Source organism: Achromobacter sp. UMC71 (assembly GCF_014170305.1).
Classification (GTDB): domain Bacteria; phylum Pseudomonadota; class Gammaproteobacteria; order Burkholderiales; family Burkholderiaceae_B; genus Achromobacter.
In genome coordinates this window covers 52,028-76,563 of the sequence record NZ_LZZT01000049.1, presented here as the reverse complement: position 1 = coordinate 76,563, position 24,536 = coordinate 52,028, and the positions used below count along the sequence as shown (strand labels likewise).

22 protein-coding genes and 1 tRNA gene are annotated in these 24,536 nt (G+C 64.3%); 16 read left to right on the top strand and 7 right to left on the bottom strand.

The features are described from left to right. Positions 1–437 precede the first annotated feature (437 nt). Positions 438–914, top strand: a complete 477-nt coding sequence (gene greA, locus A9974_RS24955; protein WP_025139566.1) for a transcription elongation factor GreA — start codon at positions 438–440, stop codon at positions 912–914. A gap of 131 nt (positions 915–1,045) precedes the next feature. Here greA and A9974_RS24950 read toward each other — a convergent pair whose 3' ends face one another. Further along, positions 1,046–1,657 (bottom strand): YhbY family RNA-binding protein, encoded by a 612-nt coding sequence (locus A9974_RS24950; protein WP_175194398.1) that lies wholly within the window; start codon positions 1,655–1,657, stop codon positions 1,046–1,048. A gap of 18 nt (positions 1,658–1,675) precedes the next feature. Here A9974_RS24950 and A9974_RS24945 point away from each other — a divergent pair, with 18 nt between their 5' ends. From A9974_RS24945 to A9974_RS24925, 5 genes are all read left to right on the top strand, one after another. Next, positions 1,676–2,308 carry an RlmE family RNA methyltransferase gene (locus A9974_RS24945; RefSeq protein WP_183006867.1) on the top strand — a complete coding sequence of 211 codons (633 nt, stop codon included), beginning with the start codon at positions 1,676–1,678 and terminating at the stop codon, positions 2,306–2,308. Positions 2,309–2,536: 228 nt separating this feature from the next. Next, on the top strand, positions 2,537–4,435 hold the full coding sequence (gene ftsH / locus A9974_RS24940) for an ATP-dependent zinc metalloprotease FtsH (RefSeq protein WP_183006866.1): 1,899 nt from the start codon (positions 2,537–2,539) through the stop codon (positions 4,433–4,435). An 18-nt stretch (positions 4,436–4,453) separates the two neighbouring features. Beyond that, positions 4,454–5,299 (top strand): dihydropteroate synthase, encoded by an 846-nt coding sequence (gene folP, locus A9974_RS24935; protein WP_183006865.1) that lies wholly within the window; start codon positions 4,454–4,456, stop codon positions 5,297–5,299. Next, entirely contained in the window at positions 5,296–6,639 is a 1,344-nt protein-coding gene (gene glmM, locus A9974_RS24930) for a phosphoglucosamine mutase (protein WP_183006864.1), read from the top strand. The genes folP and glmM overlap by 4 nt, the downstream gene beginning before the upstream one ends. A gap of 216 nt (positions 6,640–6,855) precedes the next feature. Further along, positions 6,856–7,659: a GNAT family N-acetyltransferase gene (locus tag A9974_RS24925; RefSeq protein WP_183006863.1), complete on the top strand. Its 804-nt coding sequence runs from the start codon at positions 6,856–6,858 to the stop codon at positions 7,657–7,659. A gap of 174 nt (positions 7,660–7,833) precedes the next feature. Here the strand turns inward: A9974_RS24925 and ppx are convergent, their stop codons facing one another. Next, entirely contained in the window at positions 7,834–9,321 is a 1,488-nt protein-coding gene (gene ppx / locus A9974_RS24920; protein WP_183006862.1) for an exopolyphosphatase, read from the bottom strand. Between the two features lie 221 nt (positions 9,322–9,542). On the opposite strand from ppx, the gene ppk1 reads away from it, so the two are divergent. The 5 genes from ppk1 (at position 9,543) to pstB (ending at position 15,875) form a co-directional block, all read left to right on the top strand. Further along, entirely contained in the window at positions 9,543–11,618 is a 2,076-nt protein-coding gene (gene ppk1 / locus A9974_RS24915; protein WP_183006861.1) for a polyphosphate kinase 1, read from the top strand. Positions 11,619–11,975: 357 nt separating this feature from the next. Further along, positions 11,976–13,016 carry a phosphate ABC transporter substrate-binding protein PstS gene (gene pstS / locus A9974_RS24910; RefSeq protein WP_183006860.1) on the top strand — a complete coding sequence of 347 codons (1,041 nt, stop codon included), beginning with the start codon at positions 11,976–11,978 and terminating at the stop codon, positions 13,014–13,016. Positions 13,017–13,153: 137 nt separating this feature from the next. Beyond that, positions 13,154–14,170 (top strand): phosphate ABC transporter permease subunit PstC, encoded by a 1,017-nt coding sequence (pstC, locus tag A9974_RS24905; RefSeq protein WP_175194411.1) that lies wholly within the window; start codon positions 13,154–13,156, stop codon positions 14,168–14,170. Between the two features lie 26 nt (positions 14,171–14,196). Continuing rightward, on the top strand, positions 14,197–15,051 hold the full coding sequence (gene pstA, locus A9974_RS24900; RefSeq protein WP_183006859.1) for a phosphate ABC transporter permease PstA: 855 nt from the start codon (positions 14,197–14,199) through the stop codon (positions 15,049–15,051). A gap of 47 nt (positions 15,052–15,098) precedes the next feature. Then, on the top strand, positions 15,099–15,875 hold the full coding sequence (gene pstB / locus A9974_RS24895) for a phosphate ABC transporter ATP-binding protein PstB (protein WP_006221056.1): 777 nt from the start codon (positions 15,099–15,101) through the stop codon (positions 15,873–15,875). A 74-nt stretch (positions 15,876–15,949) separates the two neighbouring features. On the opposite strand, the gene A9974_RS24890 is transcribed toward pstB, so the two are convergent. After that, a complete protein-coding gene (locus A9974_RS24890) occupies positions 15,950–17,305 on the bottom strand; it encodes an aromatic acid/H+ symport family MFS transporter (protein ID WP_183006858.1) in 1,356 nt (451 codons plus the stop codon). Between the two features lie 155 nt (positions 17,306–17,460). Between A9974_RS24890 and A9974_RS24885 the strand changes: the two genes are divergently transcribed. Beyond that, a tRNA-Pro gene (locus A9974_RS24885) sits at positions 17,461–17,537 on the top strand. 109 nt (positions 17,538–17,646) lie between these two features. On the opposite strand, the gene argE is transcribed toward A9974_RS24885, so the two are convergent. The 4 genes from argE to A9974_RS24865 all read right to left on the bottom strand — a co-directional run bounded on the left by argE (position 17,647) and on the right by A9974_RS24865 (position 21,051). Continuing rightward, the gene (gene argE, locus A9974_RS24880; RefSeq protein WP_183006857.1) at positions 17,647–18,834 is read right to left on the bottom strand and encodes an acetylornithine deacetylase; all 1,188 of its coding nucleotides are present in this window, start codon (positions 18,832–18,834) and stop codon (positions 17,647–17,649) included. Positions 18,835–18,879: 45 nt separating this feature from the next. Continuing rightward, entirely contained in the window at positions 18,880–19,848 is a 969-nt protein-coding gene (locus A9974_RS24875) for a LysR substrate-binding domain-containing protein (protein ID WP_183006856.1), read from the bottom strand. A gap of 97 nt (positions 19,849–19,945) precedes the next feature. After that, positions 19,946–20,617, bottom strand: a complete 672-nt coding sequence (locus A9974_RS24870; RefSeq protein ID WP_183006855.1) for a DUF1028 domain-containing protein — start codon at positions 20,615–20,617, stop codon at positions 19,946–19,948. Between the two features lie 20 nt (positions 20,618–20,637). Next, the gene (locus A9974_RS24865) at positions 20,638–21,051 is read right to left on the bottom strand and encodes a RidA family protein (protein WP_175194459.1); all 414 of its coding nucleotides are present in this window, start codon (positions 21,049–21,051) and stop codon (positions 20,638–20,640) included. A 317-nt stretch (positions 21,052–21,368) separates the two neighbouring features. Between A9974_RS24865 and A9974_RS24860 the strand changes: the two genes are divergently transcribed. The 4 genes from A9974_RS24860 (at position 21,369) to A9974_RS24845 (ending at position 24,516) form a co-directional block, all read left to right on the top strand. Next, positions 21,369–22,166 carry an Asp/Glu racemase gene (locus tag A9974_RS24860; protein ID WP_183006854.1) on the top strand — a complete coding sequence of 266 codons (798 nt, stop codon included), beginning with the start codon at positions 21,369–21,371 and terminating at the stop codon, positions 22,164–22,166. Between the two features lie 41 nt (positions 22,167–22,207). After that, positions 22,208–22,999 carry a transporter substrate-binding domain-containing protein gene (locus tag A9974_RS24855; RefSeq protein WP_183006853.1) on the top strand — a complete coding sequence of 264 codons (792 nt, stop codon included), beginning with the start codon at positions 22,208–22,210 and terminating at the stop codon, positions 22,997–22,999. Positions 23,000–23,123: 124 nt separating this feature from the next. Beyond that, positions 23,124–23,837 (top strand): ABC transporter permease, encoded by a 714-nt coding sequence (locus A9974_RS24850; protein ID WP_183006852.1) that lies wholly within the window; start codon positions 23,124–23,126, stop codon positions 23,835–23,837. Then, complete coding sequence (locus A9974_RS24845; protein WP_183006851.1) at positions 23,827–24,516, top strand: ABC transporter permease; 690 nt, start codon at positions 23,827–23,829, stop codon at positions 24,514–24,516. The genes A9974_RS24850 and A9974_RS24845 overlap by 11 nt, the downstream gene beginning before the upstream one ends. The last annotated feature ends 20 nt before the right edge of the window (positions 24,517–24,536 follow it).

Sequence of the window (24,536 nt, the reverse complement as noted above, 5' to 3'; positions counted from 1 at the left end):
ACTTGTCGGTTATACCTTTTTTATTGAATACAACCAGGTGTTTTTACATAAACCCGGCATACCCCGGCCGTCGCGCTACCGGTCAGTATCTTTTATGCAACGCGCATGCATGGATGTCCCCGCGGTCTGGCAGGCACGGCGGCGCGCAAGGCAGGACTGCTTGGGGGGGCTTGTCTCGCAAACGACGGGTTTTAGCGGGTTACAGCGGCGAAATGCGCCGAAAACGACGTTTTCTCCGGTGGCTTGCAATTCCCGTGGACTTTGACCACAATATGGCCTTGATTGCCCCGGTTCCGACCCGAGCCGGGGTTTTGTTTTGGTCGCAGCTTGCCGCATCCGCCTGGCGAGCCGACCCGGCGCCTACTGCGCCAGGTCCAAGACCTTCACACCGAGAACGCTCCGTCGGGGGCGTTTTCTACTTTTGTTTGGGAAACGACATGTCTGCCATTCCTTTGACCGTGCGCGGGGCCGAGCGCTTGCAAGAAGAGCTCCAGCGGCTGAAAACCGTGGAACGTCCCGCCGTCATCAACGCTATCGCTGAAGCGCGCGCGCAGGGCGATCTGTCGGAAAACGCCGAGTACGATGCGGCTCGCGAGCGCCAAGGTTTTATCGAAGGCCGGATTGCCGAGCTTGAAGGCACGCTTTCCAATGCTCACCTGATCGACCCGTCCTCCCTCGAGGCCGAAGGCCGCGCCGTGTTCGGCGCCACCGTCGACATCGAAGACCTGGACTCCGGCGACCGTGTGACGTACCAGATCGTCGGCGACGTTGAAGCCGACATCAAGTCGAACCTGATCTCCGTGTCGAGCCCCGTGGCCCGTGCGCTGATCGGCAAAAGCGAAGGCGATGTGGTCGAGGTCAAGGCCCCGGCTGGCGTTCGCGAATACGAAGTCCTGGGCGTGCGTTACATCTGACGCCTGCTCTTAGCGGTAACATCAGCAAAACACCATAGCCAGAACGTAGCGTTCGTCAGGATTTCCGCGGCAAGAAGGCGGAACGCTATGGTGGACCGGGCGCGTAAAGCGCCCGTTTTTGTGCCCGGGTACTATCTCTTGGGCGACGATTTGCGGCTGGTGCCGCTGCGTGCCCCGGCCCGCAGGCTGAGCGCGCTGCCGGCGCGGCGAGGAATGCCGTGGCCGCTGGAAGCCGTCTTCTTGTTGCTGGGACGCATCGGCTTGCCGTTCTTGTTGAGTTGGTCCTGGGGCACGAAGCGGGTCTTGGCCTGCTTGGGCTCTTCAGTCTCGGAACGGCGCGGGCGCTTGGCAAGGGTCTTGCCTTCGGCGGCCAGCTTCTTGGGCGTATGCGGCTCGGAAGCGCGGCGCTTGGTGGAAGCCGGGCGTTCCGGTTCCATGGCGGCCAGCGCGGCGGGCTTGATATTGCCGGCCAGCGGGCGGAACAGAATCAGGGTCTTGCCCAGGTGGTGCACGGGGGCGCAGGACAGCGTGTCGCAGATGGTCGACAGCATGGCATCGCGGGCCTCACGGTCGTCGCCGCCGGCGCGGACCTTGATCAGGCCGTGGGATGCGAGTGCCAGGTCGATTTCCTTGAGCACGGCTTCGGTCAGGCCATTGTCGCCGATGAGGACGACGGGGCGCAGAGGGTGAGCGGCGGACCGAAGGTCGCTGCGCTCACGAGAGGTAAGTTCTAATATAGGCATGCGTGGAATTGTACGGTAATGGCCAAGAATAAATTCTCTAAAGACTGGATTCACCAGCACATCAACGATCCCTATGTGAAGATGGCGCAACAGAAGGGCTACCGGGCCCGCGCCGCCTTCAAACTGATCGAGATCCTCGACACCGAGAAACTGATGCGCCGGGGCGACCTGGTCATCGACCTGGGCTCGGCGCCCGGCAGCTGGTCCCAAGTGGCGCGCGAGCGCCTGGCGGGCCCAGGCGGCATCGTGGACGGGCGCATCATCGCCCTGGACATGCTGCCCATGGAACCCGTGGCGGGCGTCGAATTCATCCTCGGCGACTTCCGCGAGGATGACATTTTGAAACAACTGGAAGACATGGTCGGCTCGCACGCGGTAGACCTTGTAATTTCCGATATGGCCCCCAACTTGTCAGGCGTGGGTATCGCCGACGCCGCGCGCATTCAACACGTATGCGAGCTGGCGATGGAGTTTTCCTGCGCTCACCTCAAGCCCAACGGGGCGCTGATCGTCAAGGCTTTCCACGGGACCGGCTTTTCGCAGATCGTGCAAACCTTCAAGCAGCACTTCAAACGGGTGGTCGAGCGCAAGCCGAAGGCATCGCGGGACAAGTCCTCCGAAACCTTTCTGGTTGCCCGCGATCTGAAATAACCCGCGCCGGGGCTCCGTGCTCCGGTCAGAAGAAACCTGCTGGCCCGGCGTGGCCGGCCTGCCGAGACAACGACCAGCAAAATCACGAATCAGACGTAATTTAGAGGCCCCGGCTGTTCCCAGGACGCAACCCGGTCCAACAGGGTAGAATGGGCTATTGACATACTTGTGACTGTGCCATATGCGGGTGCGCGGTCGCCGGTCGGAATCGAAAGCAGGAGATCGACCTTGAATAATTCATTTTCGAAAGTCGCCGTCTGGATGGTGATAGCCCTGGTGCTATTCACGGTCTTCAAGCAGTTCGACGGACGCGCGCAGACCCAGGACGGCGTGACCTACACGCAGTTCATGGACGACGCCAAGGCGGGACGTATCCGCAAGGTGGACGTGCAAGGCGGCCCCGGCGGCGACGTGCTTTACGTCACCCCCGACGCGGGCCGGGCCTACACCCTGACCTCGCCGGGCGACCTCTGGATGGTCTCCGATCTGCTCAAGTATGGCGTGCAGGTGTCCGGCAAGCCGCGCGAAGAGCAATCGCTGCTGATGAGCATCTTCGTGTCGTGGTTCCCCATGCTGCTGTTGATCGGCGTGTGGGTGTTCTTCATGCGCCAGATGCAGGGCGGCGGCAGGGGCGGCGCGTTCAGCTTCGGCAAGTCGCGCGCCCGGATGCTCGACGAAAACACCAACCAGATCACGTTCGCCGATGTCGCTGGCTGCGATGAAGCCAAGGAAGACGTCCAGGAACTGGTCGACTTCCTGCGCGACCCCAGCAAGTTCCAGAAGCTGGGCGGACGCATTCCGCGCGGCGTGCTGATGGTCGGCTCGCCTGGTACCGGTAAAACGCTGCTGGCCAAGGCCATCGCCGGCGAAGCCAAGGTGCCGTTCTTCAGCATCTCGGGTTCGGACTTCGTTGAAATGTTCGTCGGCGTGGGCGCGGCCCGCGTGCGCGACATGTTCGAAAACGCCAAGAAGCACGCGCCCTGCATCATCTTCATCGACGAAATCGATGCGGTGGGTCGTCAGCGCGGCGCCGGCCTGGGTGGCGGCAACGACGAACGCGAACAGACCCTGAACCAGATGCTGGTGGAAATGGACGGCTTCGAATCCGGCCAGGGCGTCATCGTGATCGCCGCCACCAACCGTCCGGACGTGCTGGACCCGGCGCTGCTGCGCCCGGGCCGCTTCGACCGCCAGGTCGTGGTGCCGTTGCCCGATATCCGCGGCCGCGAGCAGATCCTGAAGGTCCACATGCGCAAGGTGCCGCTGTCGCCCAACGTCGACGCGACCATCCTGGCGCGCGGCTGCCCCGGTTTCTCGGGCGCCGACCTGGCCAACCTGGTCAACGAAGCCGCGCTGTTCGCCGCTCGCCGCAATGGCCGCACGGTGGATATGTCCGACTTCGAAAAGGCCAAGGACAAGATCATCATGGGCGCCGAACGCCGCTCGATCGTCATGCCCGAAGAGGAACGCAAGAACACCGCGTACCACGAGTCCGGCCATGCCATCGTTGCCCGCCTGCTGCCCAAGACCGACCCGGTCCATAAGGTCACCATCATCCCGCGCGGCCGTGCGCTGGGCGTGACGATGCAGTTGCCCGAGACCGATCGCTACAGCATGGACAAGAGCCGTCTGCTGTCGACCATCGCCGTGCTGTTCGGTGGCCGTATCGCCGAAGAACTGTTCATGGACCAGATGACGACCGGCGCCTCGAATGACTTCGAACGCGCTACCGCCATCGCCCGCGACATCGTCACGCGCTACGGCATGACCGACGAACTGGGTCCCATGGTCTACGCCGAGAACGAAGGCGAAGTCTTCCTGGGCCGCAGCGTCACCAAGACCACGCACATGTCCGAAGCCACCATGCAGAAGGTGGACTCCGAGATCCGCCGCATCATCGACGAGCAATACGGCGTGGCGCGCAAGATCCTGGAAGAAAACCGCGACAAGGTCGAAGTCATGACCGCCGCGCTGCTCGAATGGGAAACCATCGACGCCGACCAGATCAACGACATCATCGAGGGCCGCCCCCCGCGTCCCCCGAAGACGCCGCAGGGCCCGTCGGATACCCCCGACACGCCCCCGACCGGCTTGGCCGCAGGCGGCAGCACGGCAGCCGCAGTCTGAGGTCTTCCGTCCTGAGTTATGGCAAATAACTTCCTTTGCGGGCGCTTCGAGTTTGATCTCGAGCGCCCGCTTGTCATGGGCATCGTCAATGTCACGCCGGACTCTTTTTCCGACGGCGGCCAGCACGACGACACCGATTCCGCCGTGGCGCATGCGCGCCGACTGATCCAGGAAGGCGCCCAGATCCTGGACCTGGGCGGCGAATCCACGCGTCCCGGGGCGGATCCGGTATCGGTGGCCGACGAACTGGACCGGTTGCTGCCCGTGATCGAGGCGCTGCGCGATTGCGGCGTGCCCCTGTCCATCGACACCTTCAAGCCCGAGGTCATGCGCGCCACGCTGGATGCCGGCGCCGACATGATCAACGATATCTACGGTTTCAGGCAGCCCGGCGCGGTCGAGGCCGTGGCGCAATCGCGCTGCGGGCTGTGTGTCATGCACATGAAAGGCGAGCCGCGCACCATGCAGGCGGCCCCGCCCGAATATTCGGACCTGATCGGCGAGATCGGGCTCTTCCTGGGGGCCCGCGCGCAAAAGCTGCGCGCGGCCTGGATCGATCCTCGGCGCATCGTGCTGGACCCCGGTTTCGGGTTCGGCAAGACCGCCGACCAGAACTTCCAATTGCTACGCCGGCTGTCCAGCCTGCGCAGCAGCGGTTATCCATTGCTGATCGGCTTGTCGCGCAAGAACATGATCGGCCAGGCCACCGGCCGGCCGGTAGGCGACAGGCTGCCCGGCAGCATTGCCGCCGCCCTGGCCTGTGTGGCCCGTGGCGCGTCCATCGTGCGGGTGCACGATGTGGCGGCCACGGTCGACGCGCTCAAGGTTTGGCACGCGGCAGAACAAGGAGCGATTACTTCATGATTCGACGCAAGTATTTTGGTACCGATGGTGTCCGTGGCGAAGTCGGCGGTCCGGTGATCAACGCCGAATTCGCGTTGCGCCTGGGCTACGCCGCCGGCCGCGTGCTGGCCCGCGAACACGCGGTGCGCGGCGGCAGCCGCCCGCAGGTCGTGATCGGCAAGGACACGCGTATTTCCGGCTATATGCTGGAATCGGCCCTGGAAGCCGGGCTGTCGGCCGCGGGCATCGACGTGCTGCTGGCCGGCCCGATTCCCACCCCCGCCGTGGCCTACCTGACCCGCGCGCTGCGCCTGGTCGCCGGCATCGTGATCAGCGCGTCCCACAATCCTTACCAGGACAACGGCATCAAGTTCTTCTCGGCCCAGGGCATGAAGCTGCCCGACGAGATCGAAGCCGCCATCGAAGTCGCGCTGGACGAGCCGCTCGGTTGCGTCAGCTCCGAAGGGCTGGGGCGCGCGCGCCGCATGTCGGACGCTCAGGGCCGTTATATCGAATTCTGCAAGAGCACGTTCCCCAACGATCTGGACCTGAACGGCATGACGATCGTGGTGGACGCGGCTCACGGCGCCGCCTACAACATCGCGCCGCACGTCTTCCGTGAATTGGGCGCCGAAGTGCATGCCATCGGCGTGCATCCGGATGGTTTCAACATCAACAAGGGCGTGGGCGCGCTGCACCCCGAATTGCTCGCCAAGGAAGTGAAGGCGCGCGGCGCCCAGGTCGGCATCGCCCTGGATGGCGACGCCGACCGCCTGCAGATGGTGGACGGCGACGGCCGTATCTATAACGGCGACGAATTGCTCTATGCCATCCTGCGCGAGCGCATGCAGCGCGGCCAGGTGGACGGCGTGGTCGGCACGCTGATGACCAACTTCGGCTTCGAGCGCGAGCTCGAGCGCCTGGGCGTGGGCTTCGAGCGCGCCAACGTAGGCGACCGGTACGTGCTGGAGCAGATGCAGTCGCGCGGCTGGCTGTATGGCGGCGAAAGCTCCGGCCACCTGCTGTGCCTGGACTGCCACTCGACCGGCGACGGCATCGTGGCGGCCTTGCAGGTGCTGACCGCGCTGCGCCGCAACCAGGTGTCGATGTCCGAGTGGGTCAAGGACCTGCGCATGTATCCCCAGAAGATGATCAACGTGCCGCTGGCCCCGGGGCAGGACTGGAAAACGCATCCGGGCCTGACCGCGGCGCGCAAGGCTGTCGAGGCCGAACTGGCCGGCCGCGGCCGGATCCTGATCCGTGCCTCGGGCACCGAGCCCAAGCTGCGTCTGATGGTCGAGGCCGAGGACGAGGCCCTGGCCGTGGCGTCTGCTGAAAAGCTGGCGGCCAGTCTGCAATAGGCCTTTTTTTGCTTGGATCGAACATGGCCATTCATCGTTTTGCGATGAGTGGCCATTGTTTGTGAACATTAAGTATTTTTCTGTATAGATTTGTCGAGCTTTGCAGGAATTGGGCCGCATTGCTCCGAACTAAACTTCATAGTCACGTAACATATTGGTCAAGTCATTGACATACAGGGCGTCCAAACTGACCGGACTCTCTAGGAGCTTCGCGCAATGCTAGAACTAGCACGCATCAACCCAAGCCGTAATGCCGCAGAACCGTGGACGGGACCCGCCGCCAGGGTACTGGTGGTCGGCCTGGCGCGCACGGCCGAGGAAATCGAACAAATCCAGCGCCTGCGCTACGACGTCTTCACCGAAGACATGGGCGTGGTTTTCCCGGATGCCCAGGATGGGATCGAGCACGATCGCTTCGACCCCTTTTGCGAGCATCTGATGGTTCGCGAGCTCGATACCGGCCGTGTCGTGGGAACCTACCGCATCCTCACGCCTGAAAAGGCGCGCGAGGCGGGCGGCTACTACTCGCAATCCGAATTCGACCTGTCCGGCCTGGGCGCCATTCGCGACGAACTCGTGGAAGTGGGCCGCTCGTGCACGCATGCCGACTACCGCAACGGCGCGGTCATCATGCTGCTGTGGTCGGGCCTGGCGGAATACCTGCGCCGCGGCGGCTACCAGTACGTGCTGGGCTGCGCCAGCGTCAGCCTGCGCGACGACGGCGTGACGGCCGCGGAAGTGTGGCGCACCATCTCCAAGCAATTGCCGAAAGACGGCCAGCCGCAAGTGACGCCGCTGCACCGCTACCCGGTGGAAAAGCTGAACAGCACGCTGCCGGCCCGTGTGCCGCCGCTGATCAAGGGCTACCTGAAGCTGGGCGCCACGGTTTGCGGCGAACCCGCCTGGGACCCGGATTTCAATGCCGCCGATTTTCCGGTGCTGTTGAAGATGGACGGCATGGACGAGCGTTACCGCCGCCATTTCGGCCTGGACCAACCCGCGGCCAACGGCCAGCGCTGATCCATCATGCGCCGCCTGCTCCGCCGTATGAAGATCAAACTGATACGGCGGGCCACGCGGCCTTTCCGTCTGGAACTCAAGCAGTTGGAACGGCAGACGGATCTGTTGCCGTTCTAGCATTGCCGGCTGATCTTGGGCAGCACGGCCGGGGCGTGGCCCCGGCCGCGGCCGGCATCAAAATTCCAGCAGTTCGAACGAGAATCCCACCTTCGACCACTCGGCTTCTTCCGCGCGCAGCGTGAAGTCGCTGAGCGGATGCTGCGCGAGCCAATCGCGGCTGACGCGCACCACGATCGAATCATTGCGCACCGAGGCCGTCAGGGGCAGGGGTTCGATTTCGCCGCGGCGGCGGAACAGCAGCACCGCCAGGCGCAGGCTCAGGATGGCCATCCATTGGGCGCGCGTGCGAACCAGCGGTTCGAGCTTGCCCAGCTTGCCTTGATGGCCCAGCGCGAGCAGCGCCAGCAATTGCTGGTCCGCGCGTGAGAAGCCGGGCATGTCGGCGTTTTCCAGCACGTAGGCAGTGTGCTTGTGATACGCGTTGTGGGCGATGGACAGGCCGACTTCGTGCAGATCGGCGGCCCAGCCCAGCGCCACGCGCAATTCGGTGCGTTCCGGGCCTTCGGGCATCATCGCGTCGAACAGACTGAGCGCGGCGTGGTGGACGCGGCGGGCCTGGTTGACGTCGACGTGATAGCGCTTCATGAACTGGCGCACCGACTCGTCGCGCTTGTCGTGCTCGTCGTCGCGGCCCAGCAGGTCATACAGCACGCCCAGGCGCAAGGCGCCGTCGCCGGTGTGCATGACATCGATGCCCAGCTCGTCGAACAGCGCGCTCATGATGGCCAGCCCGCCGGGCAGCACGTCGGCGCGCTCGACCTTGATGCCGGGCAGCTCGGACGGGATCACCCGGCCGGCGCGCACGATGCGGTCTTTCAGCTTGCTCAGGCCGGCGCGGGTGATGCCGCGGTCGGACAGGCCGCCTTCGGTCAGGATGGCGAACAGCGCCTTGGCCGTGCCCGACGAGCCGTAGGCTTCCTTCCAGCCGGTCTTGCGGTACTGCTTGGCGATGACTTCGATTTCGCGGCGGGCGGCCAGTTCGGCCAGCTTCATCTGGTGGGCATCGACGATGCCGTCCGAGAAGAACTGGCGGCTGTAGCTGACGCAACCCATGTACAGCGACGACATCAGCCCGGGTTCGTGGCCCTTGCCGATGATGACTTCGGTGGAGCCGCCGCCGATGTCGATCACCAGGCGCTTGTTGGGCGACGGGGGCAGGGTGTGGACCACGCCCGAGAAGATCAGGCGAGCCTCTTCGCGGCCGGCGATGACTTCGATCGGGAAGCCCAGGGCGGCTTCGGCCCGGGGCAGGAAGTCGCGGGTGTTGCGCGCGACCCGGAACGTGTTCGTCGCCACGGCCCGCACCCGGTTCGGGTGGAAGCTGCGCAGGCGGTCGCCGAAACGTTCCAGCACGGCGATGGCCCGCTCGATGGCGTCGTCGCCGAGACGCTTTTCGGCGTCCAGGCCGGCGGCGAGCCGGACGGTTTCCTTGAGGCGATCAATCTGGTAGATCTGGGGCGTACCGTCCTGCTGAACGATGCGTCCGATGGAGAGGCGGAAGCTGTTGGACCCGAGGTCCACGGCGGCCAGAAGTTGATCCATGCGGCTCGTCAATATTGGCTTTGAGGTGGCCTGATTATAGAGACCCCATATGACAGCGCCGTCCGCTGCGGGTTTTCTCTTATGGAACAACTGCTTGGCGCGGGCGGACGGGGGCGCTATGCGTCCCGGTTTTGTCGTACGCTACGCATTTGGCGCAGTGTCATAGAACCGTCACCCTTTTGCAGTAAAACTCCACGCTCTCCCTACGTATGGAATCCGGTATGACCACACGCCCGCCCGCCGAGCCCTTGCTCCTGAATCGCGAGTTGTCGCTGCTCAAATTCAACGAACGCGTGCTGGCGATGGCGGAAAATCCGAAGACGCCTTTGCTCGAGCGCCTGCGCTACGTCTGTATCGTCAGCTCCAATCTGGACGAATTCTTCGAAATCCGGATTTCCAGCCTGAAAGAGCAGCAGCGCCAATCGCCCAATCTGGTGGGGCCGGACGGCATGACGCCGGACCAGGCGTTCGAGAACGTCCAGCAGGCGGTGCACGAGCTGGTAGGGCGGCAATATGCCCTGCTCAACGACGAGATCCTGCCGGCCATGCAGGCCGAGGGCATTACGCTGCACCATGCCTCCGAGTGGAATGCCGAGCAGCAGGAATGGGCGCGCGAGGTCTTCAACCGCGACGTGATGCCGCTGTTGACCCCGATTGGGCTGGATCCGGCGCACCCGTTCCCGCGGGTCTACAACAAGAGCCTGAATTTCATCGTGTCGCTGTCCGGGGCCGATGCCTTTGGCCGGCAGGCATCGATTGCCGTGGTACAGGCGCCGCGCGCGCTGCCGCGCCTGATCAAGATGCCGCCCGAGCTGTCCGGCCACCCCGAGGGCTTCATCCTGCTGACCTCGCTGCTGCGCGCGTTCGTCGGCGAGCTGTTCCCGGGCCTGGAAATGCTGGGTTGCTACCAGTGGCGCGTGACGCGCAACAGCGACCTGTTCGTGGACGAGGAAGAAGTCACCAACCTGCGCCACGCCCTGCAGGGCGAATTGTCGCAGCGCAATTTCGGCGCCGCGGTGCGGCTGGAAATCGACAAGCTGACGCCGGTCGAGCTGGAAACCTTCCTGCAGCGCGAATTCTCGCTCAAGGCCGAGGACACCTACCGCGTGCCGGGCCCGGTCAACCTGTCGCGCCTGATGCAGCTGTGCAATTCGCCCGACCGCCCGGATCTGTTGTTCCCTGACTACCGCGCGCCGCTGCCGGCGCCGTTCGACCGGGTCGGCGACAAGCCGTCCGACCTGTTCGAGGCGGTGGCCGAACAAGACCGCCTGCTGCACCATCCGTACCAGTCGTTCCAGCCCGTCATCGATTTCCTGACCGCCGCGGCGCTGGATCCGGACGTGATGGCCATCAAGCAGACCATCTACCGCACCGGCGAGGATTCCGAGCTGATGAAGATCCTGCTGGCCGCCGCGCGCGCCGGCAAGGAAGTGACGGTGGTGGTGGAGCTGATGGCGCGCTTTGACGAGCAGACCAACATCAACTGGGCCTCCAAGCTGGAAGAGGTGGGCGCCCACGTCGTTTACGGCGTGGTGGCGCACAAGACGCACGCCAAGATGGCCGTGGTGCTGCGGCGCGAAAAGGGCCGCCTGCGCCGCTACGCGCACCTGGGCACGGGCAACTATCACCCGCGCACCGCGCGCCTGTACACCGATTTCGGCCTGCTGACCGCCGACCCCAAGCTGTGCGAGGACATGGACAAGGTGTTCGCGCAACTGACCGGCCTGGGCGCGCGCCGCTCGCTCAAGGCGCTGATGCAGTCGCCGTTCACCATGCACGAAGGCATGGTGTCACTGATCCGCGCCGAGGCGCGGGCGGCCAAGGCGGGCAAGCGCTCGCGCATCATGGCCAAGATGAACTCGCTGCTGGAAGAGCAGATCATCGAAGAACTCTACAAGGCCAGCCAGGCCGGCGTGAAGATCGACCTGATCGTGCGCGGCGTCTGCGCGCTGCGGGCGGGCGTGCCGGGCTTGTCCGAGAACATCCGGGTGCGTTCCATCGTGGGCCGCTTCCTGGAGCATTCCCGCGTCTTCTATTTCTACGCCGACGGCGAGGAAACCGTCTACCTGTCGTCCGCCGACTGGATGGACCGCAATTTCTTCCGCCGGGTGGAAATCGCCTTCCCGATCTATGACAAGACGCTCAAGAAGCGCGTCATCGACGAAGCCTTCACCTTTGCCCTGCGCGACAATCAACTGGCCTGGCAGCAACAGGCCGACGGCGACTACACCCGCGTAAAGAGCCGCCGCGAACCTTTCAACCTGCATCAGTACCTGATGCAGAAGCTGGGCGTCTAGCCCCGGCGGGGCAGGGGATCTGTCCCTTAGCCCCTATCCGCCCCCATTTCCCACAAGCAAAACCCCGCCTTCGAGGCACGGCGCCCCTTGGGGGGAAGCGCGCAGCGCTCGGAGGGTATTCCTCTCCGCAAGCAAAACCCCGCTTTCGAGGCAACCCCTTCCAAGCAAGGCCGCGCGGATCCGGCTCCGCCGGTCCGCCACCGGCGCCCCCCTGGGGGGGAAGCGCGCAGCGCTCCGGGGGGGGGATTGTGACTGTCACTATCTTGTCACGTTGGACTTCTAAGATGCGAGGGTCGCTGAAAGACAGGCAGTAGAAAGCCTGCCAAGACTCCTCTAACGAGCACAGAAGGAACCAAGATGTTCAAACGTGTCTTCAAACAAGTTTCCCTGGGTGTCGCGCTGAGCGCCGCCGTGTTTGCCGTCCAGGCCGCCGATGTGACCGGCGCCGGCGCATCGTTCCCGTACCCGGTCTACGCCAAGTGGGCGTCGGACTACAAGGCAGCCACCAACAACGCGGTCAACTACCAGTCGATCGGTTCGGGCGGCGGCCAGCAACAAATCATCGCCAAGACCGTCGATTTCGGCGCCTCGGACGATCCCATGAAGGCAGCCGACCTGGACAAGAACGGTCTGCTGCAGTTCCCGGCCGTCATCGGCGGCACCGTGGCCGTGGTGAACATCGACGGCATCGAACCGGGCAAGCTGAAGCTGTCGGGCAAGGTCCTGGCCGAAATCTTCCTGGGCAAGGTCAAGAAGTGGGATGACGCCGCCATCAAGGCGCTGAACCCGGATCTGAAGCTGCCGTCGGCCGACATCATCGTCGTGCACCGTTCGGACGGCTCGGGCACCACCTTCGGCTGGACCAACTACCTGTCCAAGGTCTCGCCGGAGTGGAAGGAACAAGTCGGTGAAGGCAAGGCCGTCAAGTGGCCCGTGGGTCAAGGCGGCAAGGGTAACGAAGGCGTCGCCGCCTACGTCGGCCAGCTGAAGAACTCGATCGGCTACGTGGAATACGCCTACGCCAAGCAGAACAAGCTGGCCTGGACGCAGCTGCAGAACAAAGATGGCAAGTTCGTCCAGCCGGAGCAGAAGGCCTTCGCCGCTGCTGCCGCCAACGCTGACTGGAAGAGCGCGCCTGGCATGGGCGTGGTGCTGACCGACGAGCCGGGCGCCGATTCCTGGCCCGTGACCGCCGCGACGTTCATCCTGATCCACAAGTCGCAAGACAAGCCCGCCCAAGGCCGCGCTGTCCTGGAATTCTTCGACTGGGCCTTCAAGAATGGCGCCAAGTCGGCTGAAGCCCTGGACTACGTGCCGCTGCCGGAAGCCGTGACCAAGGAAATTCGCGCCGCTTGGGGCGAAGTCAAGGCAGCCGACGGCAAGGCCGTCTGGAAGTAAAGCGGAACCCCGGCGCGGCGGCATCGCCCCGCGCCGGGATCTGCCCGCCGCCTCGGCGTCCGGATATCCGGACGCCGAGGCGGGTCTCCCGGATCCTCTCGTAGTTTCCCCCCAGGTTTCCTAAGGAAAGTCCATCCATGAGCGCGGTAATGGATAATAGTGTGCCGCTTTCGCCCAGCGTGGCGGACTCCGTGACTACCGGCACGCCTTCGCCTATGAAGCAAAATAAAAACGCGCTGATGGATGCGCTGTTCAAGAACCTGACCCGCCTGTTCGCCTTCCTGGTGTTCATTCTGCTGGCGGCGATTCTTATCTCCCTGATCTACGGCAGCCGCGAATCGCTGGCCAAGTACGGTCTGTCGTTCCTGTGGCTGAACGACTGGGACCCCGTCAAACAGAACTACGGCGCCGTGGTGCCCATCATCGGCACGCTGCTGACGTCGGCCATCGCGCTGATCATCGCCGTGCCGGTGTCGTTCGGCATCGCGATCTTCCTGACCGAACTGTCGCCGACCTGGTTGCGCCGTCCCCTGGGCACCGCGGTCGAAATGCTGGCCGCCATCCCGTCCATCATCTACGGCATGTGGGGCCTGTTCGTCTTCGTGCCGGTGTTCCAGCAGTATGTGCAGCCGTTCCTGATCGCCACGCTGGGCAGCGTGCCGATCATCGGCGGCATGTTCGCCGGGCCGCCGTTCGGCATCGGCATTTTCACAGCCGGGTTGATCCTGTCGATCATGATCATCCCGTTCATCGCGGCAGTGATGCGCGACGTGTTCGAGCTGGTGCCGGCCATGCTGAAGGAATCGGCCTACGGCCTGGGCAGCACGACCTGGGAAGTGATGTGGCGCGTGGTGCTGCCGTTCACCAAGTCCGGCGTCATCGGCGGCATCATGCTGGGCCTGGGCCGCGCGCTGGGCGAGACCATGGCGGTGACCTTCGTGATCGGCAACGCCTTCAAGTGGTCCGGCTCGCTGTTCTCGCCGGGCAACTCGATCGCCTCGGCGCTGGCCAATGAATTCAACGAAGCGGGCGGCATCCAGAAGTCGGCGTTGCTGGAACTGGGCCTGATCCTGTTCCTGATCACGACGATCGTGCTGGCCCTGGCCAAGATGCTGCTGGTTCGCCTGTCCGCCGGCGAAGGCAAGAAAACCTGACGCGCCGCGAGCCCAAGGAAAAGAACATGGCTGTATCCGTACTCAATATGCAGAACGGCGTGTATCGCCGGCGCCGCGTGGTCAACCGCATCATGTTGACCATCTCGCTGGGCACGCTGGTGTTCGGGCTGTTCTGGCTGTTCTGGATCATTCTGACACTGCTGACCAAGGGCGCGCCGGCGCTGTCGTACACACTCTTCACCGAGATCACGCCGCCGCCGGGACAGACCGGCGGCCTGATCAACGCCATCTTCGGCAGCGTGATGATGGCGGGCGTGGGCACGCTGATCGGCACGCCGGTCGGCATCCTGGCCGGCACCTACCTGGCCGAATACGGCCAGCGCGGCTGGCTGGCGCCGGCCACGCGCTTCCTGAACGACGTGCTGCTGTCGGCGCCGTCCATCATCATCGGTCTGTTCATCTATGCCGTGTACGTGGCGCAGGTGGGGCACTATTCCGGCTGGGCCGGCGCCATCGCGCTGTCCATTCTGGTGATCCCGGTGGTGGTGCGCACCACCGACAACATGCTACTGCTGGTGCCCAACAGCCTGCGCGAAGCCGCGGCGGCGCTGGGCTGCCCCAAGTGGCGCATGATCACGCTGGTGTGCTATCGCGCCGCCAAGACCGGCATCATCACCGGCGTGCTGCTGGCGATTGCCCGTATCTCGGGTGAAACCGCGCCGCTGCTGTTCACGGCGCTGTCGAACCAGTTCATGTCGACCAACATGAACGGCCCGATGGCCAACCTGCCGGTCGTGATCTACCAATACGCCGCCAGCCCCTTCAAGGATTGGAACGACCTGGCCTGGGCCGGGGCTACCCTGATTACGCTGCTGGTGCTGGGCATCAACATCATCGCCCGCAACATGTTCCGCAAGTAAAGATCGCTTTGCCGGCGCGCCAGACGCGCCGGACCTAGGGAAACCAAATGGAAAACACCGCTACCGCCGTCAAGAACAAGATCGAGGTCAAGAACCTGAACTTCTACTACGGCAAGTTCCATGCGATCCGCAATGTGAACATGTCGATCCAGGAGAAGAAGGTCACCGCCTTCATCGGCCCGTCGGGCTGCGGCAAGTCGACGCTGCTGCGCACCTTCAACCGCATGTTCGAGCTGTACCCGGGCCAGCGCGCCGAAGGCGAAATCATCCTGGACGGCGAGAACCTGCTGACCGCCAAGACCGATATTTCGCTGATCCGCGCCAAGGTCGGCATGGTGTTCCAGAAGCCCACGCCGTTTCCCATGAGCATCTACGACAACATCGCCTTCGGCGTGCGTCTGTTCGAGCGCCTGTCCAAGGGCGAGATGGACGAGCGTGTGGAGTGGGCGCTGAGCAAGGCCGCGCTCTGGAACGAAGTGAAGGACAAGCTGCACCAGAGCGGCAACAGCCTGTCGGGCGGGCAGCAGCAGCGCCTGTGCATCGCCCGCGGCGTGGCCATCAAGCCGGAAGTGCTGCTGCTGGACGAACCGTGTTCGGCGCTGGACCCGATCTCGACCGCCAAGATCGAAGAACTGATCGCCGAACTGAAGAACGACTACACCGTCGTCATCGTGACCCACAACATGCAACAGGCCGCCCGCTGCTCGGATTACACGGCCTACATGTACCTGGGCGAACTGATGGAATTCGGCCAGACCGACCAGATCTTCGTGAAGCCGTCGCGCAAGGAAACCGAAGACTACATCACCGGCCGTTTCGGCTGAGGCAGACCCGGCCCGGCTGGCTGGGACATCGACGGCGCGCCCGCAAGGCGCGCCGTTGTCATTGGCGTGGCGGCTCAGGGACGTTGCTGCTGCAGGGCCTGCGAAGCCGGCGCCTGTTGCGCCTGCGGTCCGCCCGCGTAGCGGCCGGGGATCAGGATCACGAACATCGCCGCCAGCACGGCCGCGCACGAGAAGGCGATGAAGTTCCAGGCCAGCGGCAACTGCAGCCCGGCCAGGTAGCCGCCGACGATGGGGCCGCTCATGGCGCCGATGCGGGCGAACGACAGCGCCCAGCCGGTGGCCGCGCCGCGCGCATGCGCCGGGTAGTAGCCGGCCAGGTAGCCGGTCAGGATCAGCGACGACGAAATGCTGCCCACGCCCGCCAGCCCCACCCACAGGTAGTTCACCACCAGCGGGTTGTTGTAGGTCAGGCAGTAGATGCCGATGGCGCCCACCAGGAAGAACAGGGCCACGATCTTGCGCGGCTCGGTCTTGTCGGCGAACTGGCCCAGCACCAGGCCGCCGATGGCCGAGGCCAGGCTGAACACCAGCAGGAACGACAGGCTGGAACCGAGGTCGTAGCCGTTCTTGCGCATGATCTGCGGCAGCCAGGTGTTCAGGCCATAGACCAGCATCATGCCCAGGAACAACGCGCCCCAGAAACACAGCGTGGCGCGCAGATGGCGCGGCGCGAACACCGCCGCCATCACGTCGCGCCAGGTGGCTTTCTCGCCCGTGACCTCGCGCGGGCGGAACGGCTCGAGCGAGGCGATGCCCAGGCGGTCCGCCATGGCGCGCGCGCCGGCTTCGTCGCCCTTGGCCAGCAGGTACTCGAGCGATTCGGGCAGCAGGCGGGCCAGCAGCGGCACCAGCAGCAGGGGAGCGGCGCCCACCAGGATCACCGCGCGCCAGCCCCAGTGCTGCAGCACCGCCATGGCGACGGCGGCCGAACAGAGGATGCCCAGCGAATAGCCGGAATACATCACGCCGTAGTTGAAGCCGCGCTTGGCCGGCGGCGAGTATTCGATGGTCAGCGCCGCCGCCACGGGAATCACGCCGCCCAGCCCCAGGCCGCCGATGAAACGGAAGGTGGCGAACCACGTCGGCATGGGCGCCCAGGCAGCGCCGATCATCGTCAGCGAAAACAGCGTGACGCAGGCCAGCAGCATGCGCCGGCGGCCCAGCAGGTCGGACAGCGTGCCGACCGCGAACGAGCCGACGAACATGCCGGCCAAGGCATAGCTGCCCAGCATGCCCAGCTGGATCGACGTCAGGTTCCAGTTCTTGTCGTCGGCCAGGGCGGGCAGCACCGCGCCCATCACGCCCACGTCGTAGCCTTCGAACAGGATCGCCAGCCAGCAGACGAACAGCACGGTGTAGGTGGTCCGTGTCGGGGTGGCCCAGACGGATGCAGTAGAGGCGGTCGCCATGATTTTCCCGATGAGTATGTCGTTATGAATTTGAATTTAATTTATGCTTCAACTATATAGGTGTCAATCAGGGCTTGCCTGCGGCCGCGCCCTCGGGGCGCCGGACCGCGGCGCCATTTCGGCGCGTCTGCCGTATCTGGTATAGTTGCCACCCTCGGGGCGTAGCGCAGCCTGGTAGCGCATCTGCTTTGGGAGCAGAGGGTCGTGAGTTCGAATCCCACCGCCCCGACCAGTAAAAACAAAGGGTTAGCTCATTTTTGGTGAGCTAACCCTTTTCGTTTTCTGGCGTACCCGTCGTCAGTGAGAAGCCTCAGCGCGGGCCTTCGGCGTGCATCAGGGGCCTATCGGCTTGCCGGCGCGATCAGATACCGCGTCAGCTTCTCCATCATGGCGTCGCAGGCCTCCAGCTGGGAGAGCTCGACGTATTCGTCAGCCTTGTGCGCCACGTCGATGCTGCCAGGTCCGCAGATCAGCACCGGCGTCTGGGTCCACAACTGCTGGAACAATCCGCCCTCGGTGCCGAACGCGGCCTTGGTGAGCGGCGTGTCCGGCGGCAGCCACGAGGCCAGCAACGCGACGCCCGCGGAATCCTGCGGCGTGGCCAGGCCGGGATAGCTGTTGACCGTCGTGACCCCGGGCGGCTCGGCATCGGGCAGGGCGCCCGCGGCACGCATTTTCGCCCGGGTGAGTTCCAGCACTCGCGCCAGGATCTGGTTCGGGTCGTCCTGCGCGACGTTGCGGATCTCGAAGTTGACTTCGCATTCCGCGGGCACGATGTTCAGCGCCGTGCCGCCCTTGATGGTGCCGGCATGCACGGTCGTGTAGGGCACTTCGTACCCGGGTTCGCGCGGTCCGTGTTCGGCAAGGTCATGCTGCACGTCGCGCAGGGCGCTGATCAGGTCGCTGGCCGTATGGATGGCATTGACGAAGTGCGGCGCCAGTCCCGAGTGCCCCGCCTGGCCGCAGCACAGGGCCCGATAGGCGGCCTTGCCCTTGTTGCCGGTGCCGATCTTCATCAGTGTGGGTTCGCCCACCACGCAGAGCAGCGGCGCCGGTTGCATGTGTTCCAGCGCGCGCAGCATATGACGCACGCCCACGCAGCCGATTTCCTCGTCAAACGACAGCGCCAGGTGCAAGGGCCGCGCAAGCGGCTGACCGGCCGCGCGGATCATGGCCATCACGGCGCAGGCGACAAAGCCCTTCATGTCCGCGCTGCCCCGCCCATAGATGCGTCCATCGCGTTCGGTCGCCTCGAAGGGCGGCGAGGTCCAGGGCTGGCCTGTCACGGGAACCACATCGGTATGGCCTGATAGCACGATGCCGGGCACGTCCAGGGGGCCGACGGAGGCGAACAGATTGCTGCGTCCGGCGTCCTGCGGGTCCGCCACCAGCGTGGATGCGATGCCCGCCTGCGCCAGCAATGCCCGCACGCGGTCGATGAGTTCGATGTTAGGCGTCAGCGTGACGGATTGAAACGCGAGCAGTTCGCGCAATAGGTCTGGACTGTTGTCCGGAGTCGGTGTGCTCATGGCATGGACCTGCAAGGTTGCGATCGGCGCCAGGGCGCCGCCCGTTCAGTGGTTTTCAGGGGGAGGCACATACGGGTCGAAGAAGCTGCCTTCGCTCATGCCGGGGATGTATTGATCCGAGATATAGGCGCGGCAGCGCTGCATGAAGACTTCGGTCAGCCGCGACGGTTTCATCGGCTTGTAGGTCGTCAGCCCAAGCAGCATCGGGCGATGCTCGCCCACCAGACGCAGCCGTACCAGCCGTTTGCCATCCAGCGCCTGGGTGGATTTTGGCCGCACGTTGAACAGGGCATAGCCGATGCCGTTGGCAACCATGGAACGCACCACTTCTTCGGAGCGCGAACGCGCCACGATGTTTGGCTCCAGGCCGAACTTCGCGAACAGCGACATGAAGTAATCGCGGCTCAAGGGCAGGTCCAGCAGCACCATGGGCAAGCGGGCCAGCTCCTCGAGCGTTACCGCGATCTGCTGCGACAGCGGATGCAATTCGCTGACCACCACATGCGGCGGCAGGCGCGCCAGCGCCTCGAACGAGATTTCGTCGCCGAGTCTCAGGTCGTAACTGAGCGCGACGTCGATTTCCAAGGTGTGCAGCTTGTCGATCAGCAACTGCTGGTCGCCTTCGACCATGTGCAGGTCGACTTTGTCGAAAGCGCGCGAGAAGCCGAAGATCACCTCGGGCGCGATCATGGCCGTGAGCGACTGGAAGCAACCCACGCGCAGGGTGCCCTGGATGGTATTGCTGGAGACGGATGCGATCTTGTAGAGGCGCGACGCGCGCTCGAGCAGGTCTTCGCATTCGCTCATGACCTGTTGGCCGAGCACGGTCAGGGCCAGGCCCTTGGACGGATGCCGGACGAACAACTGCACGTCCAGCTCGGTCTCGACATGGGCGATGGCGGCGGATATCGACGGCGCCGAAATGTGGATCTGGCTGGATGCCGCGGCGATACTGCCATGCTTGGCGGTGGCGACGAAGTACTCCATCTGGCGCAGCGAAATGCGATTGAGCATAGTCCGAAGTGAGAAGGCTGGAAGTGTGTTCACTATGCCCGGACAGCGAGCCGGGCGCTCCTCGGGTTTTCTCGCACTCGCCGTCTGCCACAGCCTGTCACAGATTGCCCGGCACGCCGAAACTCGGCGCGGCGCGTGGGTCCCTGGCGCGGGTAATGTAGTCCTGGATTTGCGGCTCGTAGACCTTCCAGGCCTCGTATAGGGTTTCGACGGGGCATTGTTCCACCCAGTCCATGCGCAGGTCGACGATGGGCCAATCCAGATCCGCCACCACCAGCAGCCCGGCTGAATGCACCGGCCCTTCTTCGCCGCCGGCTGCCTGACCCGCCAGCATGGCCTGCATCAGGCGTTCGGCCAGCGAACCCGGCGTCTGCTCGAATGCCGACAGCATGGCGGCGGGCACATCCAGCGAGGCCAGCATATTGCCGGCGCACGCGGCGTGTTCGCCCTTTGCGCTGGCCAGGCGGCCCAGCGCGTTCGACCCGGTGAAGATGGCCGGCGCCTGCGTGGCGTCGATGGCCATCAGTTGCCGGTAGCTGATGAAAGGGCGCTCGGCCAGCGACTGCAACGCGCGCTCGGGCGAATGGCCCTGGCTCATCGCGTCAAGGATGAGCGGCCCCAGGGCGGGATCGGTGATGTTCTGGCTGACCGCCGCGCCCACGCCTGCGCGCGCGCGGACGCAACGCGCCGCGACCGCGGGTGACGACGATGAGACGGCCGCGCCGAATTGGCCGGTGGCCGGGCAACGGGCAATGATGGAGAAAGTCATGACCTGGGCCTCCTGTGGCGTCAATCCGGAATAACAGCAGTCGCGTCGATTTCCACCAGCCACTCGGGGCGGGCCAATGCCGACACCACGATACCGGTGGAGACGGGGAACACGCCCTTGAGCCATTTGCCGACCACCAGATAAACGGCTTCGCGATAACGGGGATCGATGATGTAGATCGTGATCTTGCAGATGTCCTGCAGTTCGCCGCCGGCTTCCCGGAGCAGCATGTCGATGTTCTTCATCGCCTGCTCCGCCTGGCCCGAGGCGTCGCCGATGCAGACGCTCTCGGACGTGTCCAGGTTCTGGCCGATCTGCCCGCGCAGGAAGACCGTGCTGCCGCGCGCGACGACGGCCTGGCACAGATCGTTGTCGAGTTTCTGTTCCGGGTAGGTTGCCTTGGTATTGAAGGTGCGTATGCGCTTGTGCTTCATGGCTCGTATCTTTATTAGGGTTTATCCGGGGACCCCGCGCCTGCCTGGCAAGCGGCATCGCATAAGGCCGTGACCTGCCCGCTGATGGTCGGCCCAAGCGGGGCGCGAGCCTATTTGTTTTTTCCGGCGTCCCATCTCGGAAAACCTGACGCGGGCGGCGCCCGCGGCGATGGGCATTGGCCACGCCTCGGGCGGCCTTGCCCGGCCATCAGGAAAATCTATCCACGCCAACGGAAAAGGCGACTTGGTCGCCCGGATCGCGTCTCTCATCATTGGTTTTCGCTGGCTGACGCCATCTCTCTTTGCTGGGACTCCGGATGACCACTGCCTCAACGCTCCTACCCGCCGCCTATCCCCGATTCCGCTACGACGGCTCTGGCGACCTTGCCCGCATCGGGCTGATCTACATCGCCTCCAGCGTCGTGATGGAAGAAGAGATGTGGGCCATGTCCGGACCGGGGGTTTCCACCCATACCGCGCGCATCAAACTGCCCAAGGTCACCGTGCAGGGCATCGAGGAAATGATGAACGCCCCGGAACTGGAACAGGCCGCGCGCCTGGCCGGCGCGGCCCCCATCGACGTGCTGCTGTTCGGCGGGACCAGCGCCTCGTTCCTGCACGGCACCGCCTATGACCAGGCGCTTATCCAGAAGCTGCGGCAATGGGTGCCGGGGCCGAAGATCACCACGGCGTCGACCGCCACGCTCGCGGCACTGAAGAAGGTGAAAGCCGGCAAGGTTGCGCTGGCCACGCCGTATCTGCCGGAAATCCATGAGCGTGCCATCCGCTTCCTGCAGGAAAACGGCCACGAGGTCGTCAAGAGCGCCTGCCTGGGCATCTCGGATGATCATGCGCTGGCCGAGGTCTCGCTGGAGAAAGTCTATGACCATGTGCTCTCGGTCGATCATCCGGACGCAACGGCCATCTTCGTGTCGTGCACCAACTTCCGGACCGTCGGCGCCATCGAGGCGCTGGAACAGAAACTCGGCAAGCCGGTGATTTCCGCCATCCAGGCCTCGTTCTGGCATTGCCTGGATCTCACCGGCGCGGCAGGCGCCAAGCCCGGCTACGGGTCGCTGTTCAACACCAATCTGACCAAGGCCAACACGATGTAAGCACTTCGCCACGGCGGATAACCAATAAACAAGGGGAAAAAATGCATCTGCACAAAACCATCACGGCGCTGACACTCGCAAGCGCCTCGTTATTCGTCCTGGCGCCGGTCCATGCCGAGAAGCTGGTGCTTGGCAACGAGGGAAGCTATCCCCCGTTCAGCATGGTCGATCCCTCGGGCCGCCTGACGGGCTTCGAACCCGATCTGGCGCGCGAGATGTGCAAACGGATGAAGGTCGATTGCGAAATCGTCGTCATGGACTTCAAGGCCCTGATTCCGGCGCTGCTGCAGAAGAAACTGGATGCCGTGGTCAGCCAGACCAAGCCGCTGCCGGAGCGCAAGGAAAAGGTGCTGTTCGGCCGTCCGGTGCTGTTCAATCCGGACTCCTACGTGGTGCCGGAAGCGAAGCACTACACCTTCACGCCGGAAGGGCTCAAGGGCGTGCGCATCGGCCTGCAGCGCGGTTCCGCACAAGCCAAGTATGTGTCCGAGACCTTCGGCAACGCGGTGCAGATCGTGTTCTACGACAACCCGGACCAGATCCGGCTGGATCTTGCCAACGGGCGGCTGGACATGAGCCTGGGCCCGAAGATCAGCTGGACCAACGAGTTCCTGTCCAAGCCCCAGGGCAAGGGCTGGAAATTCGCGGGCGGCGACTTGTGGACGGGCGGCGGCGAGGCCGGCTCGAGCTGGATCGCCCGCAAGGACAGCGGCGAACTGCTCAACCGTATGAACGCCACGCTGGAAACCATCATCAAGGACTGCACCTTCACCAAGCTGCGCAAACCCTATATGGAAGTGGAGCTCCTGCCCGAGGAAGCTGCCTGCCGCTAGCCGGACTCGCGCACCCCGCCTGGGCCGCCCGGCACGAGGCCGGCGGAGCGGGCGGCATGTCTCGCACGCCTGCCAGGGTCTGTGCAGGGCGTCTTTCAATGTGAACAGGCTTTAGGAATTCCTCATGCCTTCGATGGGTTTCGTGCAGCAACTCGCGACCGGCGCGATGATGACGATCCAGGTCGCCGTCTGTGCCTATCTGCTGGCGCTCGTGATCGGGACGTTCTTTGCCCTGATCACGCTGCGGCCAACGCTGCTGGCCAGAATCATCTGGATTCCGTATGCCTCCATCTTCACCGGCGTGCCTTCGCTGCTGGTGGGCTTTCTGTTCTATTACGGCGGCTCGCAGATCGTCGCCGGCCTGCTCGCGCCGTTTGGCATCGGCCAGCGCATCGAGATTACGCCGTTCATGGCGGCGGTAGCGGCGCTGGGCATGGTGTATGGCGCCTACCTGGCCGACCTGATACGCAGCGCGATCCAGAATGTGCCGCACGGACAGTTCGAGGCCGCGCGCGTGCTGCTGGTGCCGCGCAGCGCCATCTGGCTGAAGATCATCCTGCCGCAGATGCTGCGCCTGGCCTTGCCCGGCATGACCAATATGTGGATCGTCGTGCTCAAGGACACCGCGCTCATCTCGCTGATCGGCCTGAAGGAAATCATGGCCTACGCCAAGCTTGCCTCCGGCGTGACCAAGGAGCCCTTCATCTACTACCTGCTGGCGGCGTTCTTCTTTCTCATGATGACCTGGCTGACCTACTACGTGGCCCGCCGCGTCGAAACGTGGGCCGCGCGGGGCTTTCATCCCGTCGTGACCCAGGGAGCGTCTCATGCACTTTGATTTCCAGGTGGCCTGGGAAAGCCTGCCAAAACTGCTGGCCGGCGCCGGCACCACGTTCGCCGTGCTGCTGCCGGTGCTGGTCATCGGCCTGTTGCTGGCGCTGCCGGTTGCCCTGGCGAGTTTCCGGCCGGGCCCGCGCGCCGTCTTCGCCAGCAGCTATATCGGCTTCTTTCGCGGCGTGCCCAGCCTGGTGCTGCTGTATCTGATCTACAGCGGACTGCCGCAGTTCTCTTTCGTGCGCGACACCTTTCTGTGGAATGTCTTTTCCAGCGCCTATGTCTGCGCCTGGCTGGGCCTGGCGCTGACGCACTCGGGCTTCATGGCGGAGATCATTCGCGGCGGGCTGGCGGCGATTCCCAGGGGCACGATCGAAGCCGCGCAGACCCTGGGCCTGAAGCCCGCGCAAATCCTGTTCCGCTTGCGGCTCCCGTTGGCGTCGCGCTATGTGCTGCGCGCCTATCAGAACGAGCTGCTGATCATGGTGAAAAGCACGGCGGCCGTCAGCGCCATCACGCTGGTCGACCTGACCGCCGCTGCCAACACCGTGTTCGACTACACCTACGACCCGTTCACGCCCCTGATCACGGCGGCGGCCATCTACTGGTGCATCACCAACTGCATACGTCTTGGATTCTCGATCGCCGATCGCAAATTGAACCGCTATCTCGTCAGAGTCTGAACCGCCCGGCCGACCGTCCA

What these genes read in the sequence shown, in the direction of transcription:
- greA (WP_025139566.1), top strand. Translation starts at nt 438, where the DNA reads ATGTCTGCCATTCCTTTGACCGTGCGCGGGGCCGAGCGCTTGCAAGAA.
- A9974_RS24950 (WP_175194398.1), bottom strand. Translation starts at nt 1,657, where the DNA reads ATGCCTATATTAGAACTTACCTCTCGTGAGCGCAGCGACCTTCGGTCC.
- A9974_RS24945 (WP_183006867.1), top strand. Translation starts at nt 1,676, where the DNA reads ATGGCCAAGAATAAATTCTCTAAAGACTGGATTCACCAGCACATCAAC.
- folP (WP_183006865.1), top strand. Translation starts at nt 4,454, where the DNA reads ATGGCAAATAACTTCCTTTGCGGGCGCTTCGAGTTTGATCTCGAGCGC.
- glmM (WP_183006864.1), top strand. Translation starts at nt 5,296, where the DNA reads ATGATTCGACGCAAGTATTTTGGTACCGATGGTGTCCGTGGCGAAGTC.
- A9974_RS24925 (WP_183006863.1), top strand. Translation starts at nt 6,856, where the DNA reads ATGCTAGAACTAGCACGCATCAACCCAAGCCGTAATGCCGCAGAACCG.
- ppx (WP_183006862.1), bottom strand. Translation starts at nt 9,321, where the DNA reads ATGGATCAACTTCTGGCCGCCGTGGACCTCGGGTCCAACAGCTTCCGC.
- ppk1 (WP_183006861.1), top strand. Translation starts at nt 9,543, where the DNA reads ATGACCACACGCCCGCCCGCCGAGCCCTTGCTCCTGAATCGCGAGTTG.
- pstS (WP_183006860.1), top strand. Translation starts at nt 11,976, where the DNA reads ATGTTCAAACGTGTCTTCAAACAAGTTTCCCTGGGTGTCGCGCTGAGC.
- pstC (WP_175194411.1), top strand. Translation starts at nt 13,154, where the DNA reads ATGAGCGCGGTAATGGATAATAGTGTGCCGCTTTCGCCCAGCGTGGCG.
- pstA (WP_183006859.1), top strand. Translation starts at nt 14,197, where the DNA reads ATGGCTGTATCCGTACTCAATATGCAGAACGGCGTGTATCGCCGGCGC.
- pstB (WP_006221056.1), top strand. Translation starts at nt 15,099, where the DNA reads ATGGAAAACACCGCTACCGCCGTCAAGAACAAGATCGAGGTCAAGAAC.
- A9974_RS24890 (WP_183006858.1), bottom strand. Translation starts at nt 17,305, where the DNA reads ATGGCGACCGCCTCTACTGCATCCGTCTGGGCCACCCCGACACGGACC.
- argE (WP_183006857.1), bottom strand. Translation starts at nt 18,834, where the DNA reads ATGAGCACACCGACTCCGGACAACAGTCCAGACCTATTGCGCGAACTG.
- A9974_RS24875 (WP_183006856.1), bottom strand. Translation starts at nt 19,848, where the DNA reads ATGCTCAATCGCATTTCGCTGCGCCAGATGGAGTACTTCGTCGCCACC.
- A9974_RS24870 (WP_183006855.1), bottom strand. Translation starts at nt 20,617, where the DNA reads ATGACTTTCTCCATCATTGCCCGTTGCCCGGCCACCGGCCAATTCGGC.
- A9974_RS24865 (WP_175194459.1), bottom strand. Translation starts at nt 21,051, where the DNA reads ATGAAGCACAAGCGCATACGCACCTTCAATACCAAGGCAACCTACCCG.
- A9974_RS24860 (WP_183006854.1), top strand. Translation starts at nt 21,369, where the DNA reads ATGACCACTGCCTCAACGCTCCTACCCGCCGCCTATCCCCGATTCCGC.
- A9974_RS24855 (WP_183006853.1), top strand. Translation starts at nt 22,208, where the DNA reads ATGCATCTGCACAAAACCATCACGGCGCTGACACTCGCAAGCGCCTCG.
- A9974_RS24850 (WP_183006852.1), top strand. Translation starts at nt 23,124, where the DNA reads ATGCCTTCGATGGGTTTCGTGCAGCAACTCGCGACCGGCGCGATGATG.
- A9974_RS24845 (WP_183006851.1), top strand. Translation starts at nt 23,827, where the DNA reads ATGCACTTTGATTTCCAGGTGGCCTGGGAAAGCCTGCCAAAACTGCTG.